General features: G+C 40.5%; 12 protein-coding genes and 1 pseudogene. 7 read left to right on the forward strand and 6 right to left on the reverse strand.

Going from position 1 to position 14,086, the window contains the following annotated elements; translation table 11 throughout:
* Window positions 1-88: 88 nt before the first annotated feature.
* Together RSJ42_RS02710 and eif1A are read left to right on the forward strand one after the other, a co-directional pair.
* Entirely contained in the window at window positions 89-289 is a 201-nt protein-coding gene (locus RSJ42_RS02710; protein ID WP_410509189.1) for a CxxC-x17-CxxC domain-containing protein, read from the forward strand.
* A gap of 256 nt (window positions 290-545) precedes the next feature.
* The gene (eif1A, locus tag RSJ42_RS02715; protein WP_410509190.1) at window positions 546-809 is read left to right on the forward strand and encodes a translation initiation factor eIF-1A; all 264 of its coding nucleotides are present in this window, start codon (window positions 546-548) and stop codon (window positions 807-809) included.
* A gap of 248 nt (window positions 810-1,057) precedes the next feature.
* Here the strand turns inward: eif1A and RSJ42_RS02720 are convergent, their stop codons facing one another.
* Window positions 1,058-2,692: an acetolactate synthase large subunit gene (locus RSJ42_RS02720; RefSeq protein WP_410509191.1), complete on the reverse strand. Its 1,635-nt coding sequence runs from the start codon at window positions 2,690-2,692 to the stop codon at window positions 1,058-1,060.
* 200 nt (window positions 2,693-2,892) lie between these two features.
* Window positions 2,893-4,256, reverse strand: a pseudogene (locus RSJ42_RS02725) (aldehyde dehydrogenase family protein).
* 265 nt (window positions 4,257-4,521) lie between these two features.
* Here RSJ42_RS02725 and RSJ42_RS02730 point away from each other — a divergent pair.
* The 3 genes from RSJ42_RS02730 (at window position 4,522) to RSJ42_RS02740 (ending at window position 7,000) form a co-directional block, all read left to right on the forward strand.
* Window positions 4,522-4,920 carry a hypothetical protein gene (locus RSJ42_RS02730; RefSeq protein ID WP_410509192.1) on the forward strand — a complete coding sequence of 133 codons (399 nt, stop codon included), beginning with the start codon at window positions 4,522-4,524 and terminating at the stop codon, window positions 4,918-4,920.
* Window positions 4,921-5,430: 510 nt separating this feature from the next.
* Window positions 5,431-5,808, forward strand: coding sequence for a hypothetical protein (locus RSJ42_RS02735; RefSeq protein ID WP_410509193.1), 378 nt, complete (start codon window positions 5,431-5,433; stop codon window positions 5,806-5,808).
* A gap of 736 nt (window positions 5,809-6,544) precedes the next feature.
* Window positions 6,545-7,000, forward strand: coding sequence for a cupredoxin family copper-binding protein (locus RSJ42_RS02740; RefSeq protein ID WP_410509194.1), 456 nt, complete (start codon window positions 6,545-6,547; stop codon window positions 6,998-7,000).
* Window positions 7,001-7,113: 113 nt separating this feature from the next.
* Here RSJ42_RS02740 and RSJ42_RS02745 read toward each other — a convergent pair whose 3' ends face one another.
* Window positions 7,114-8,019 carry a RimK family alpha-L-glutamate ligase gene (locus RSJ42_RS02745; RefSeq protein ID WP_410509195.1) on the reverse strand — a complete coding sequence of 302 codons (906 nt, stop codon included), beginning with the start codon at window positions 8,017-8,019 and terminating at the stop codon, window positions 7,114-7,116.
* A gap of 442 nt (window positions 8,020-8,461) precedes the next feature.
* Window positions 8,462-9,655 (reverse strand): tetratricopeptide repeat protein, encoded by a 1,194-nt coding sequence (locus RSJ42_RS02750; RefSeq protein WP_410509196.1) that lies wholly within the window; start codon window positions 9,653-9,655, stop codon window positions 8,462-8,464.
* 199 nt (window positions 9,656-9,854) lie between these two features.
* On the opposite strand from RSJ42_RS02750, the gene RSJ42_RS02755 reads away from it, so the two are divergent.
* Window positions 9,855-10,634, forward strand: coding sequence for an HAD family hydrolase (locus RSJ42_RS02755; RefSeq protein ID WP_410509197.1), 780 nt, complete (start codon window positions 9,855-9,857; stop codon window positions 10,632-10,634).
* Window positions 10,635-10,923: 289 nt separating this feature from the next.
* Here RSJ42_RS02755 and RSJ42_RS02760 read toward each other — a convergent pair whose 3' ends face one another.
* Window positions 10,924-11,802 carry a tetratricopeptide repeat protein gene (locus tag RSJ42_RS02760; protein WP_410509198.1) on the reverse strand — a complete coding sequence of 293 codons (879 nt, stop codon included), beginning with the start codon at window positions 11,800-11,802 and terminating at the stop codon, window positions 10,924-10,926.
* Window positions 11,803-12,773: 971 nt separating this feature from the next.
* The gene (locus tag RSJ42_RS02765; protein ID WP_410509199.1) at window positions 12,774-13,286 is read right to left on the reverse strand and encodes a response regulator; all 513 of its coding nucleotides are present in this window, start codon (window positions 13,284-13,286) and stop codon (window positions 12,774-12,776) included.
* A 247-nt stretch (window positions 13,287-13,533) separates the two neighbouring features.
* Between RSJ42_RS02765 and RSJ42_RS02770 the strand changes: the two genes are divergently transcribed.
* Window positions 13,534-13,815: a MarR family transcriptional regulator gene (locus tag RSJ42_RS02770; RefSeq protein ID WP_410510297.1), complete on the forward strand. Its 282-nt coding sequence runs from the start codon at window positions 13,534-13,536 to the stop codon at window positions 13,813-13,815.
* The last annotated feature ends 271 nt before the right edge of the window (window positions 13,816-14,086 follow it).

A 14,086-nucleotide genomic window follows, 5' to 3' on the forward strand; every position in this document is an offset into this window, starting at 1 on the left:
AAAAACTCACTTTTGTTTTTAATCAAAGAGCTCTATACAATCTTATTTTTAGTTAATAGTTATCCGCTGGAAGCGGAGGTGAAACAAAATGGGTTTTAATGACAGAGGAAACTCCTTCAGGGGCAGAGACAGCAACCGTGGTGGTTTCAGAGGCGGTAATAGCGGTCCTAGGGAAATGCATAAGGTTACATGTTCTGACTGCGGTGTTGAGACCGAGGTTCCGTTCAAGCCAACAGAAGGACGGCCGGTTTACTGCAGAGATTGCCTTCCTAACCACAGGAAGTTCTAATGATAATCTGTGTTGAGTATTAATTAGCAATTCAATTTGCAAAATACTCAATTCATTTTTCACTTTTTGTTTTTTAATTTTTTGTTTTCGCTTTATTTTTTTTGCGAATTTTCCGCTTGAGAAAGATCATCGAAAATAGTTAAGTAATATCATAAAAGGAGGAATAAACCTGGCTAATTATAGAAGTGATGCTAGAAAAAGACAATCCGGAGCCAATAAGCCTGTAAGTCCTGGAGATAATCCGGAAGTAACAAGGGTGCGCACCCCCCGTAAAGACAGAAATGAAGTTCTTGCAACAGTAGCGAGTTTACTTGGCTCGAAAAGAGTTACATTGCAGTGCATGGATGGAGTTGTCCGTATGGGCAGAATTCCGGGTTCCAAAAATAAGAAGATGTGGATCCGTGAGGGTGATATCGTGATCGCAAATCCATGGGAAATTCAGGATTCAAAAGCTGATGTCATCTGGAAATACACAAGACCGCAGATTGACTGGCTTGAAAGAAAAGGGTACCTTAATTAAGGTCACCTCCCACCAAACTTTTACTTTCCTGTAAGTTCTTTTATGCTTTTCTCAATGCTCTATACTCTGCAGACCCTTTCTGTAGCAGTTATTTCTGAACTTTCCGTCTTAATTTGTATTTATTTTCCTGTATAGCACCTTAATTTGATTCTATTCCTGCATATAATACCTGATTTGCGTTTAGTAACTTAGTTTGTATTATTTTGTATTATTTTATTCCTTACTTCATTTCTCCTCTTCATTTCTCCTCAAAACTTACATGCAAGATTTCCAAGCTCAATTGAAAAGGTTTCATAATTTACCGAATAATCAATAGGGCATTCAATGACCACCAGCTTATTCAGTGAAAAGGCTTTTTCCAGAACCTCTGTGAGGTTATCTTCTTCTTTTACTTTCATGCCTGTTGCCCCGAAACTCTCCGCAAGGAGGACAAAGTCAGGGTTTCCGTAGTCCAGAGCAAAATCTTCAAAGTGCATTTTCTTCTGTTTCCATTTAATAAAGCCAAAGGCGTTGTCATTAAGTATGAGGACTACCAGAGGAATCCGATAACGAAGAGCTGTCTCAAGCTCCTGGCAGTTCATTAAAAAACCTCCGTCTCCGCAGACCGCAAGCACGCGAAGTTCCGGATAGAGAAGCTTTGCAACAAGCCCCGAAGAAAAGCCTGCACCCATTGTTGCAAGGGCGTTGTCCAGCAGCACGGTATTGGGGGCGTAAGCTTTGTAGAGCCGGGAAAACCACAACTTGTATATCCCGTTATCAAGAGAAATTATATCTTCACGCCCCAGAACATCTCTCACGCTCTGGACAACCTCCTGAGGGACTGGGGGATAGCTCTTCCTTACAGGGGAATTTATTTTTTCTTCGATAAAAGTTCTTGTGCTTTCAAATATGGGGAATTTCCTTTTTTCTTGAATTTTTGCGGCAAGCTGCCTGATAGAGGAGGAGATATCCCCTATTACTTCAACTGCCGGGTTAAAGTATCTGTCAGGCACTGACTCCACGAAATCGATATTTACTATTATTTTGTCCAGCTGTCCGTTCCAGAGGTAAGGGGGGTATTCTACGATATCATAGCCTACTGTTATTATCAGGTCTGCCCCGTCAATTCCGCAATTAACATAATCCCTTGCATGGATTCCCGTACCAAAAAGGCTGTAAGGGGAGTCATCGGGGACAACCCCTTTTCCCATCTGTGTATGCACAACATAAATGCCTGTCCTGTTTGCAAAATCCTCCAGCTCCTCGGTTACAGCCTTTCGGTTAGCTCCTGAAGAAACTATAATAAGAGGGTTTTTAGCCTCACGAATCATCCTTGCTGCCATTTCGATAGCATGGGTATCAGAGCATGGAATACCTGTCTTACTCCTCTTCTGCACAGCCGCGTCTGTGTCCTCTCCAGCCACGTCCTCGGGAAGTTCGATGTGTACTGCTCCCGGTCTTTCGGCTTCTGCGTGTTTGAAGGCGTTCCGGAGCACAGTAGGGATCATTCCTGGATCGGAAATCGATACGGCTTTTTTGCAGAGAGGCTCCATCATCCTCACCACATCCACGAGTTGAAAACGGGCTTGCCAGTTGTCAACCAGGGCTTTTTGCCCGGAAATCGAAATAAGAGGGGCGCCTATTAGCTGCGCCTGAGCTACTCCTGTAACAAGGTTTGTTGCTCCGGGACCGAGAGTTGAAAAGCAGACTCCTGCTTTCCCCGTCAGCCTCCCGTAAGCTGCAGCCATGAATGCCGCAGCCTGTTCATGTCTGGTTATGATCAGTTTGATATCAGAATTCCGCAGAGACTCGAGAAGGTCAAGATTTTCTTCTCCAGGGAGTCCGAAGATATATTCCACACCTTCCTCTTTGAGCTGAGCAACAAAAAGATCCGAAGCTTTCATGAAAAAACCCCAATTTGCCTGATCCTTCTACTTATGGCCTTATACTTGATATGGTATTTGGGTTCGATTCCGATTTTATTTTCTCGATGTTTATTCTTTTAATAGTTTTCTCAAGAAGGTTTTTTCATAAGCTCTAACTGGATTTCCTTATGCGTATCCACCAAAATCTCTAATGTTTGAAAAGTCTCCAATACTCGTTCTCATTTGCTAACTACGATCGTTTTCATATTCACAAATTCTTTGAGCCCATAGTGTGAAAACTCTCTTCCAATGCTGGATTTTTTGAGACTTCCGAAAAGTAGCCTTGGATCGGGTTTTGCCTTTCCGTTGATAGTTATAAAACTTGCCCTGATTCTTTTTGCCAGCCCCTTAGCTCTTTCTTTATTTGCAGACCATACTTCAGCCCCGAACACTAACTCTGCGGAATTTACAATTTTCACCGCCTCATCCTCATCTTTTGCCATTACCACTGGTGCGATAGGTCCAAATAGCTCAATATTAAGGACTTTCATATCAGTACTGGCTGCAGGGACAAGGTAGGTTTGAAGAAATAACCCTTCTTATATTCTCCTCTAAGAATGTGAGGTTCTGCTCCCTTCTTTTTCGCATCCTTAAGGATTTTTTCCAGGCTATCAAGGAACTCTTTCTTTGCCACAGGTCCTATGTCTGTTTCCTCATTCATTGGGTCCCCAATCTTCAAATCCTGCATGCGCTGTTCAAATGCCTCGATAAAATCGACAACAACGTCTTCTATGACAATAAACCTCCTGGCAGCAATACAGCTTTGACCGGTGCTGAGGAAACAGGATCTTACCGCAACCTCAGCAGCCCTGTCCAGGTCCGCATCTTCAAGGACTATAAAAGGGTCAGACCCTCTGAGTTCGAGCACTAAGGGTTTTATCATCCTTCCGGCGATCTCTCCTATTTCAGCCCCCAATCTCACGCTTCCGGTAACTGAAACTCCGTCTACAATATCCTCATCAATGATTTCCATTGCAGTTTCAGCGCCTATGAGCAGCGTCTTGAATACGTTTTGGGGTAGCCCTGCTTCATTAAAGACTTTTTCAACCTCAAGTGCGGATCCTGGAACATTGGAGGCATGCTTGATCAGGCATACGTTTCCTGCGAGCATTGTGGGCACTGCAAATCTAAAGACTTGCAAGAATGGGGAATTCCAGGACATGATCCCAAGAATAATTCCAAGAGGCTCAAAGGTGATATAGATTTTTTCGGTTTCTGTTTCCGCAGATTCATCTTTGAGAAAGCCTGCTGCATTTTCTGCATAGTAATCGCAGATCCATGCGCATTGTTCTATTTCTTCAAGCGATAGCCTGATAGGCTTTCCCGTTTCCTTTGTAATTATCTCGGCATAAGCTCTCCTGTTCTGCCTTAGCACCCCGGATACCCGTGAAATATATGCCGTTCTCTTCTCAACCGAAAGAGAACTCCATTCTAAAAAAGCAATCCTGGCTTTTTCAATATGATCCTCGCAGTTCCTGAAAGATAATGCGTCATAGATCCAGTTTACTTCTTCAGTATAAGGATTAACGGATTTAATTTTCATAACCTTCCCCCAAAAAAGAATCCTTTAGTAATATTGGAATTTCAGATATTATAATTTAAGGACAGGTCGATTCTTAAAAAGGAACAAAATCTCTAAATTGCCTCCAGAACTTTATTCTCGAAATAAATTCAGGTTTTAAATTCAGATTTCCTCTGGCAGGCAAAAAAGTAAACTAAATAACGAAACTGTGTTTAGAAACTGGCAGTAATAATTATAAAACCGTAATATTAATTATAAAGCACTCAATTTTACATGGGGGGAAAATATGAGAAAAGCATTGCTTATTTTAATAGTTCTGCTTGGCGTATTCCTGGCTATAGGATGTGCAGAGCAGGGTGCTGAAGAAGAACCAGCTGAGGTGGGAACCCCAGCTGAAGAAGGAACTCCAGTAGAAGCCGTAACTGAAGTTGAAGTTGTAACCGAAGGAGTAGCTGTAACTCCGGTTCAGGAAGTAGTCGAAGTAACCGAAGTCGTGGAGGAAACTCCAGTTGTAGCCGTAACTCCGGCTGAAGCCACAACTCCGGCCGAAGATGAGACTCCAATGGAAGATGTAACTCCGATGGAAAATGAAACTCCGATGGAAGACGAAACTCCAGCAGGAGGCGAGACAAACCAGACCCCGGGAGAAACTCCAGGAGTAATTAGAGTAACTCCCAGCCAGTAATGAATTGTTTAAATAATAATTCTGGAAATCTATCTAATCCATCGTTCTCTACTCTGTACTTCGGTATTAATACATGAGCTCTTTAACACATAGCGACAGCTACATTATCTTGACTTAACAGCCAGAATAGGAAAATATGAGTTTGGATTCCTCGGAAAAAGAACTCTATTATCCATAAGAAGCTCATCTGACCGATGCAGTGGTAATAAGGGTGTAGATATACTTAAAAATGTTAATTTAAAAAACGTTTTTGTTTTTTTTGATTAAACCCTATTATTCTATTCTGCGGTTTTCTCAACATTTTTACTTAAAATATATTTGTAATTTTTAAAATAATATCTGAGTAAATATAATTCTTAAGTAGGCTTTTAAGCTGGTATATATTATTTTAAGTTTAAATTGCTGGTCAAACTCTGGACCGTAAGAGAAAGTATGTTCAGAAATTAGTAGGAGATATTATAAAATAGAAACTATTAATTATAAAACACTCAAATTTACATGGGGGAAAATATGAGAAAAGCATTGCTTATTTTGATAGTTCTGTTAGGTGTATTCCTGGCAATAGGATGCGCAGAACAGGGTGCTGAAGAAGGAACTGCTGGAGAAGAGCCAGCTGAAGAAGGAACACCAGTTGAAGCTGTAACTGAGGTTGAAGTTGTAACCGAAGAAGTAGCTGTAACTCCAGTCCAGGAAGTAGTGGAAGTGACCGAAGTCGTGGAGGAAACTCCAGTTGTAGCCGTAACTCCGGCTGAAGAAATGAATGAAACAGAAAATGAAACCGGAGTAGGAGGCGCTACTCAAGAAGAAATTATAGCTGAAGAGGAAATGACAGCCGCAGAGGAAGAGAATAATGAAACCGGAGTAATCCGTGTAACTCCTACCAACTAAATGACGGAAATAATTGTCAAAATTTTGCTTTTTAATTCTGGCAAGTCGCAGTATGAAATCAGGTAGTATCTTAATATGGGTGGATAAGGGTTATCAAAAGCAAATGGAGGTGTATTAAATATAGTATTTAAGTCTGATAGGCAGAATAAGATACTTCTATGATTTACTTCTCGGAAAAGCATCTATATACATCTTATTCTGCTATCAGGTATCAAATATTTGGAAAGGTTGCAAAGACTCAGTAGTTTGGTCAGGAAGGATCAACAGATTGCAGGATTACAGGCCTGTAAAGATGATGAAATCGTCTAAAAAATGGGTTGAATCCCCTGTATTAAGACATTATTCGAACGTGGCCAGTTCGAAAATCTTATCATTTTGATCCCGGAGCCTTTAAAAAACAGCTATTATTTTTCGTGCTGGAATATATAGCTTTAAATATGCTATTCTCTGTACTATCCTCTTATTGAGGTCAGATTTATTCTTTCATGTCTCCCGGGTTATTATTCTTTCATATTTCTCGGGTTACTTAATTTATTAAAATAGCCTTATTTTTAATAGTTTCCTTATTCTAATAATTGCAGGCCCCTCGAGAAAAAGAATTCTTTGAATAGCCATGCCTGCCTTTCAATTTTACTCAATGCATGAAATAATAAGAAGAAATATGTTCAGAATCTAGTAGGAAAATATAAAATCAGAACTGTTAATTATAAAATACTGATTTTTCATGGGGGTAAATATGAGAAGAGAACTGGTTATTTTGCTAGTCTTGTGTAGCGTGTTTATGGCAATAGGATGCGCAGAGCAGGGTGCTGAAGAAGGACCTGCTGGAGAAGAACCAGCTGAAGAAGCAACTCCGGTTGAAGCTGTAACTCCGGGGCCAACTGTGACGCCGGTAGATGAAGAGGCAGCAACGGAAGAAACACCTGGACTCCCAATCAATGGTGAGACTGTTGAAGTTATGATAGAGGATAACGCATTTAACCCGGCTACAGTGAATATATCCGCAGGTGATACCGTAAGATGGACTAACCTTGATTCAACTCCTCATGCCGTAAGAGGGCCCACTTTTGGGATTGAGAATCTTGGTCCGGGAGCTTCATATGAGTTCCTGTTTACGGATCAGGGCACCTATGAATACTATTGCTCAATTCATCCAGAAATGCGGGGAACTGTAATAGTGGAGGAAGAGTAAGGGCTTTTGAGCTGACAAAGGGTTAGATCCGGGCCCTGTTTTTCTGAATTTCCTTCAAAAAATAGTCGGTTAAAAACAATATTTTTTAAAATAAAACCTTCATTTTTTTCTGCTTATTTTTCGTCTACTTTTTTTCTTACAAAGTCATAGATCATTTCTGCAACGTTAATCCCGCAGCACTCCTCAAGCCCTTCAAAACCAGGGGAAGAATTAGCTTCACAGACTTTAAAATGGTCGCCGTCAAAGAGAAGGTCGATGCCAGCTATATCAAGTCCGAAGGTGCGGGCAGTTTCTGCAGCTAGCTTTTCTATTTCTGGCGTCATTTTGAATTTACGGACTGCACCACCCCTGGAGTAATTGGACTTGAAGCTGCCAGCCAGAGCTATGCGTTCCATACAGGCAACTGCCCTGCCCCCTATTACAAGAACGCGGAGATCTCTTCCTATGCTGGATCTAATGAATTCCTGAAGAATAATATTCGCGCTGGGATTAGTTATGTGGATCAGTTCCATGAGATCACGGAAATTGTCATGGTTTTCGGAAAGGAAGATGCCTTTGCCCATTGAGCCGGAAAGGGCTTTTACTATCAGGGGGAAGCCCAGGTATATTTCAACGAGGTTTATGTTGACAGGATTTTTAGCAAACATTGTTCTGGGAGAGGGGATCCCTCTTTCAGCCAGGATTTGCTGGGAATAGAGCTTGTCCTTTACCGTGTCAACACTTTGGGAGGAATTAATTACACATACACCCAGGCGCTCAAGGTGGCGGATGACTGCAAGTGCGAAATAGGTTGTGCCTGCTCCCATTCTTGGCAGAAGGAAATCAGGGAGAGAAACAACTTCGCCATCGAGGAGTATGCTTTTTCTGTCATCCCCTGTTACTATGATGTCGAACTGGTCAGGTTTTACAACCCTGAGCTCTATTCCTTTCTCAGCCGCAACCTCAATAAAACGGTGAATTTCATACGCGTCAGGCTTCAGTTCGGCAGCCGTACTCTTATAAAGAATCCATCCTTTCATCCTTTTATCCGCTCTGTCCCGTGAGAAGTGTTTTTAAATTTAGAGAAAGATATATAGCTATTGGAAAAGCTTTTCCAATATATAGAGCTATCCTTTTCCTCTCTCGTACCTTTTGCTGGAATCTTTTCTGCATTTTCTGATCTTTTATTCTCTCAGGCTCATAAGCTCACCAAGCTGGTGCTTTATAAGCTTTATCTTCTCAAAGCGGGCTTATAAAACATAGCATCCCCTTCGTTTAACAGGGAAAGACTGTTCTTTCCGGTTATTTGCTTGAATTTTATTGCAGGAGTAAGAGAGGGTAATAATAGAGAAAAATAGACAAAAGAGAGAATGAAAAATAGAGAAAAATAGACAAGAAAGGCCAGAGTGTAATAAGACAGAAATATAAAAGAAAATTATTAAGAGCCGCAAAATAAAGTCCGGAAAGAGGAATTTCTCCGGATTACTCGACGCCTCCCCCGATTTCTGCATATCTGGGATCAATCTCTATGGCTTTCCTGTACGCATCTTCAGCCTCATCTTCACGTCCAAGGAAACTCAGGCAGACAGCTTTTCCAAACCAGGAATCCGCAGCGTTCGGGTCAAGCTTAAGAGCTCTTTCATATACATCAAGGGCTTCTTCAAAGCGCTTCAGCTGAGCCAGCACAAATCCCAGGCTTGAATAAGCTTCCAGATATTCAGGGTCAAGCTGTACGGCTTTTCTGTAGGCTTCTACAGCCTCATCAAATCTCTGCATCTGGCTGAGAGTAAAGCCTTTGTTGTACCAGACATCGGAATTTTCGGAGTTAATTTTGATTGCTTTATCAAAAGCATTAATTGCTTCATCATATCTTTCGAGGTTTTCCATGTCAATGCCCATATTGTTCCAGGCGTCATCGTTTTCAGGGTCTATTTCCACGACCTTTTCATAGGCTTTCATAGCCTGCTTGAAACTGCCAAGGCTATCAAGGTCTACTCCTTTGTAATACCATGCTTCAAGAAACTCCGGATCAATCTCAAGGGCTTTATCGTATGCAACTATAGCCTCGTCGTAGTTCCCCATCTGTCCGAGAGCTATACCCATTCCCGCCCAGGCTTCTTTGTAATTCTGGTCTTCCCTCAGGACCCTATTGTACGCATTAACAGCTTCTTCATATCTTCCTGCCTGGCTGAGGTTCAGGGCCTTTCCATACCAGGCATTGGGATAGTCAGGCTTCAGCTCAAGCGCCTTTCCATATGCCTCGACTGCTTTTTCGTACTCTCCCACCTGGGAGTAAGAAAAAGCCATATTATTCCAGAGATCTGCGTCTTCGGAATTGATCTTAACAGCTTCCTGATAGAGTTTAAGGGCTTCTTCAAACCTTCCCAGGCTTTCAAGAGCTGCTGCCTTATTATTTAACAGGTAGATATTTTGCGGATCTTTGTCTATTGCCTTCCCAAACGCAATTACGGCCTCGTTGTACTTTCCAAGCCTGAGAAGATCAAGCCCGCATTCATTAAGTTCAGCTGCAAGAATTTCGTTGCTGACTTCTTCCTTTGATACACTCCCCGAGTCGTCCAGAACGTACATATCCAAAGAAACCGATCCCTTTCCGGTCTCAGTTTTCTCTCCTTTTTCTTCTGTGACGGTTTTGTCCTTTGGTTCTCCAGAATTCATGTCAAAATTTCCTCTAATATCCTTTAAATTAAGTCCCACTATTTTTTGCCTATACGCGTTCGTTATCTACTTAAGTCTATTGTTCTTTATGATCTATAAATCTGTACTTAATGGCTTTTATAGCCTCTCCCTAAAAAATAGTCTGAGATGTCCAGAAAAAGGAAAAGAAAATAGAAAGAAGCGAGAATGATTTAGAAAAATGAAACCGCCTCACGATACTCAAGAAATTGCCCGGGAAAACATGCCGCAAAACCATCAGAAATTCCTGAAAGCTATTCTTTTTGATATGGATAATACTCTTTTTGATTTCATAGCAGTAAAACTAATTGCATGCAGGGAGATTCTTTCCTACCTCGAAGGAGGGGATAGGAAACTTGAACGAGACCCTGCAGAGCTTTTTAGCTATTTCCTCAGAGGAACTTACGGGTTTGAGGATTACGAGAACATAAAGGACTACATGCAGGGAAGAAAACTCTTCACGGCAAAGGGATACAGAGATTGCTGTGAAATCTATGATAGAGAAAAACTACAAAACCTCGAGCTATATCCCGGCGTAAAGGATACCCTTAAGAAACTGAAAAAACTTGGCTTCAGGCTTGCAATAATAACAGATGCAGACAGGTATCATGCCCGCGCAAGGCTTGATAGAGTGGGTCTTCTGGATTCCTTTGAACTTCTTGTAGCTGCAGACATGACAGGTACGAAAAAACCGGACCCCGCCCATTTTCTCTATGCACTTGATGCGTTTGGGTTAAAGCCGGAAGAAAGTCTTGTGGTTGGCGATAGCATCAAAAGGGACATAGTTCCTGCTCGCAGGCTGGGCTTAAAAACAGCCTATGCTTCCTATGGGGACTGGAGACCTTTTGAGGAAACCGGGCAATGTTTCGACTTCCAGCTTAATGCGTTTCAGGATCTGATGAAATGCGTTTACATGCTTAATGGGGATCAGATCCAAACGGGCTCTCAAATTAAAGACTGATTTCCATAACACCTGAAGAAGTCATAGAATAACAATAATGAATCAAAGGATAACGATAATAACAGAACAGAAGACATTTCAGACATTTGCAAAGAAAAAACGAAATGAATCACAAGGATAACGATAATAACAAAACAAAAGACATTTAAGACATTTGCAAAGAAAAAGGCTACTGAAGAAAATATATTTTTAGCCGTTATACCTTTTAATTCCTGGCTGTTTTTCCGGCCAACGGCTTTTCCAGCTCTGATATGCAGTTTTTCTGGGGCAATGCTATACATTTAAATCTTTAGATAAGGTCAGAATATATCGGGTTTATATCTACTGCCCTTTCATATGCTTCCATTGCTTTCTGGTGTTTCTTAACCCTGTCATAAACTATTCCTTTACCAATCCAGGCTTTTGTGAAGCTCGGGTTGATATCTATAGCCTTTTCGAATGCCTCAAGAGCTTCTTTGTATTTCTCAAGATCTCTCAGGGCAATTCCTTTGTTGTACCAGAACCTTGCATTCTCAGGATTTGCTTTGATTTTGTTGTCAAAAATCTCAACTGCTTTTTCGATGTACAGTTTTGCTTCATCAGTTTTTCCGAGCCAGCGTAAAGCGACTCCTTTATTGTAGAGAGCTTTTCCGTTACTCGGGTTTAGCTCCAGTGCCCTGTCAAATGCATCAACAGCTTCATAATAACTTTTTATCTTGCAGAGCCCCATGCCTTTTTTGCACCACTCGCTTGCACTCATGGCGCTTATATCATACTTCTTTGCATAGATCCGTATAGATTTCTCAAGGTCGTCCATCGCGTCTTCATATGCTCTCATCTCCCTGAGTGCCATCCCTCTTCTATACCAGACTTCAGGGTCTTCCGGAGCAAGACTTATAGCCCTGTAAAATGCGTCAAGAGCTTCTTCATACTGCATGAGACCAAGAAGAAGTTCAGCTTTAGAGCACCATGCTCTGGCATCAGCAGGGTTGATCTCAAGGGATCTGTCAAGAGCACTGAGTGCCTCATCATATTTCATAAGATTTTTTAAGACAATCCCTTTGCTGAACAGGATTTTTGGGTTGTCAGGGCTTATTTCCAGAGCCTTATTGAAAGCGTCCAGAGCTTCTCTAAACCTTTTTAATTCCTGGAGTGCAACGCCTTTATTATACCATTCATTCGAAGTCATAACTCACCACACCTTTTTTTGGGCTATCCTTTTTCCACCGCTTTATCACACATCTACTTTGAACAACAATATTATATGCTTTCAGGGCGTTAAATGGATTTTGTACTTTAATTCCTTATCAAAAATAAGGATAAATAAATAGTAACGCATAATAATTTATGTTTTATTCTTTTTTAAACATTGTGAAATATTCCCATACATTTTCATTTTAAATCTAGAGTCTCCTGAGCATAATTTTGTTTCAGGCCCATATTTAGAAAAATTATCATATATTGTCCTATGTTTTAATAAATTTATTATTGACTTACAAAAATAAAAGGCTGACTGACTCTATATATTCGTCCTTCTTTTAAATACTCAGGTTCTATTTTTTGTTCAGAAAAAGTTTTCTGAAATTCCGGATAAAGTTGCGCAGGAATTTCTGGACAAAAGGGTAATCTTCAGTCTAGCTCATGTTGATGTTATTGTTTCTCTCACCAATATTGAGGTTGCGGCAGAACTTCCAGAAAACTTCATTGTAGCTGTTTAATTTTGCAAAAAAAATCTGATTTTTTGGATAAATGGGTCCAATATAAAAGTTATATTTTTAAATGGATCCTAGTTTTTAAAGAAAAATCTACCTGAAAATTAATTTAATAGAATTAAAATAAAGCAATCTTACATAAAATAATTATAAGCTATCTCAGGCATATCCTGAATTAAGGCTAAATTATTTTGATCTGATGTGATTTAAACTCAAACCAGATAAATTGATAAGATAAATTGGAAGAATTTATCATTGGGTTCTGCTTGGAAATGCATCTTAAGATATTAATAAATAATATTCTTAAGATGTCTCCAGAAATCGTTGAATTTAACCTCAGAGTATTCTGCCATCATAAAGATCTAAAAAGGAAAAGAAAGGAAATTCCGCCCCAAATAAGCCGTTTTTGATATGCCATTGATTATGGAAAACGAATTGTTTTCAGGATTTAGATTCGGCCACGTCTTATAACCATTCCAATCCTTGCTCTCAATTCCTGAGAATTAACGGGTGAAGCAATATAATCATCGGCTCCGTACTTGAAGGCTTTAATGCTATCTTCTGCTTTATTCTTTTCACTCAGCACCATAACAGGAATCCACCAGTATTTCGGGCTGGTTTTAAGCTGCCTGCAGATCTCAAGGCCTTCCTTATCGAGAGAAGCTGTATCAAGCAGTACGAGATCCGGTCTCTCTTCACTTACGGTTTTAAGGGCTGGTAATGTGTTCGGGATATTTACAACTTTGTAGTTTTCAGCTTCCAATGCCTTCTTAAGGTCGTGGTAGTCATTGTGCCCATTTCCCATAATCAGGATCTTTTCCCTGACATCCTTAAGGTCCGCAATCCGAGCTTTCACCGCATCTTCAGAAATTGAAAGAATGCGTGCAATATTCTTTTCACTTATTTCTGGCTGTTCTTTTAAGAGTTTTAATATTTCATTGTTAAGATCATTGTTATACATTTTCCCTCCACCTCATACAGTATATATTTTCTTAGGTATTAAACATTTCTAAAATATTTATATTCAAAGTGTACGCAAAAATGTAAGCAGTGACCCGAAAGGAAGCGGAGTTATCCAAATATTTAGGGGGATTTCATATGAATCGCCTGGCCACCCAATTCGGAGATAAGTTTATAACCCTAAATAACAAGTTAATATTGGAAATAAGAATCACTTACGGAGAACAGCCACCTCTGAGATGATAACAATGGATGCACTTGAGAAGATCTTTGGAAAGACCGCACAGATGACCGTCCTTAAAAACCTTATCGAGCACCAGAACGAATCAACATACCTGTCTGGAATAGCAGAAGAAACAGGCCTGTCGCACTCCAGCGTATCAAGAGTAATTACCCCTCTAATAGAGTCGGGTATTGTCATAGAAAAGCCTCTTGGTAAGCAAATCCGTACCTTCCAGCTGAATATGGATAGCGACGCGACAAAATTGATCATAGATTTTAGCAATAAAATTAACCAGATGCTGGAATAAGCCTTAAGGCCAATCTACAAGTGCCGTCTAAGCTGAGGCAGGAGTTTTGCTGTCCTCTTTTTGGCTTTCATACAGGTAGTGTTGACTCTTGGATTTCTATTTTCGGTTTATATTCCAGTATATTTTAGAGAATCGCATCAAATACAGGTACGGGTTTGAATTGCAGGTAAAGGTTTAATTACAGGTAAAGGTTTAAGATTGCCCTGTAAGAACACCTGTACCATGAGAGTTTTCATTAAACTATTTCCAGGCCAGCCTTTATCAGGCTTCC

The organism is Methanosarcina hadiensis, from assembly GCF_046529725.1.
Taxonomy (GTDB): Archaea; Halobacteriota; Methanosarcinia; order Methanosarcinales; family Methanosarcinaceae; genus Methanosarcina; species Methanosarcina hadiensis.

Excerpts from the sequence above, each read along its gene's own strand:
- RSJ42_RS02710 (WP_410509189.1), top strand. The coding sequence starts at position 89 with ATGGGTTTTAATGACAGAGGAAACTCCTTCAGGGGCAGAGACAGCAAC.
- RSJ42_RS02720 (WP_410509191.1), bottom strand. The coding sequence starts at position 2,692 with ATGAAAGCTTCGGATCTTTTTGTTGCTCAGCTCAAAGAGGAAGGTGTG.
- RSJ42_RS02730 (WP_410509192.1), top strand. The coding sequence starts at position 4,522 with ATGAGAAAAGCATTGCTTATTTTAATAGTTCTGCTTGGCGTATTCCTG.
- RSJ42_RS02735 (WP_410509193.1), top strand. The coding sequence starts at position 5,431 with ATGAGAAAAGCATTGCTTATTTTGATAGTTCTGTTAGGTGTATTCCTG.
- RSJ42_RS02740 (WP_410509194.1), top strand. The coding sequence starts at position 6,545 with ATGAGAAGAGAACTGGTTATTTTGCTAGTCTTGTGTAGCGTGTTTATG.
- RSJ42_RS02745 (WP_410509195.1), bottom strand. The coding sequence starts at position 8,019 with ATGAAAGGATGGATTCTTTATAAGAGTACGGCTGCCGAACTGAAGCCT.
- RSJ42_RS02750 (WP_410509196.1), bottom strand. The coding sequence starts at position 9,655 with ATGAATTCTGGAGAACCAAAGGACAAAACCGTCACAGAAGAAAAAGGA.
- RSJ42_RS02755 (WP_410509197.1), top strand. The coding sequence starts at position 9,855 with ATGAAACCGCCTCACGATACTCAAGAAATTGCCCGGGAAAACATGCCG.
- RSJ42_RS02760 (WP_410509198.1), bottom strand. The coding sequence starts at position 11,802 with ATGACTTCGAATGAATGGTATAATAAAGGCGTTGCACTCCAGGAATTA.
- RSJ42_RS02765 (WP_410509199.1), bottom strand. The coding sequence starts at position 13,286 with ATGTATAACAATGATCTTAACAATGAAATATTAAAACTCTTAAAAGAA.
- RSJ42_RS02770 (WP_410510297.1), top strand. The coding sequence starts at position 13,534 with ATGGATGCACTTGAGAAGATCTTTGGAAAGACCGCACAGATGACCGTC.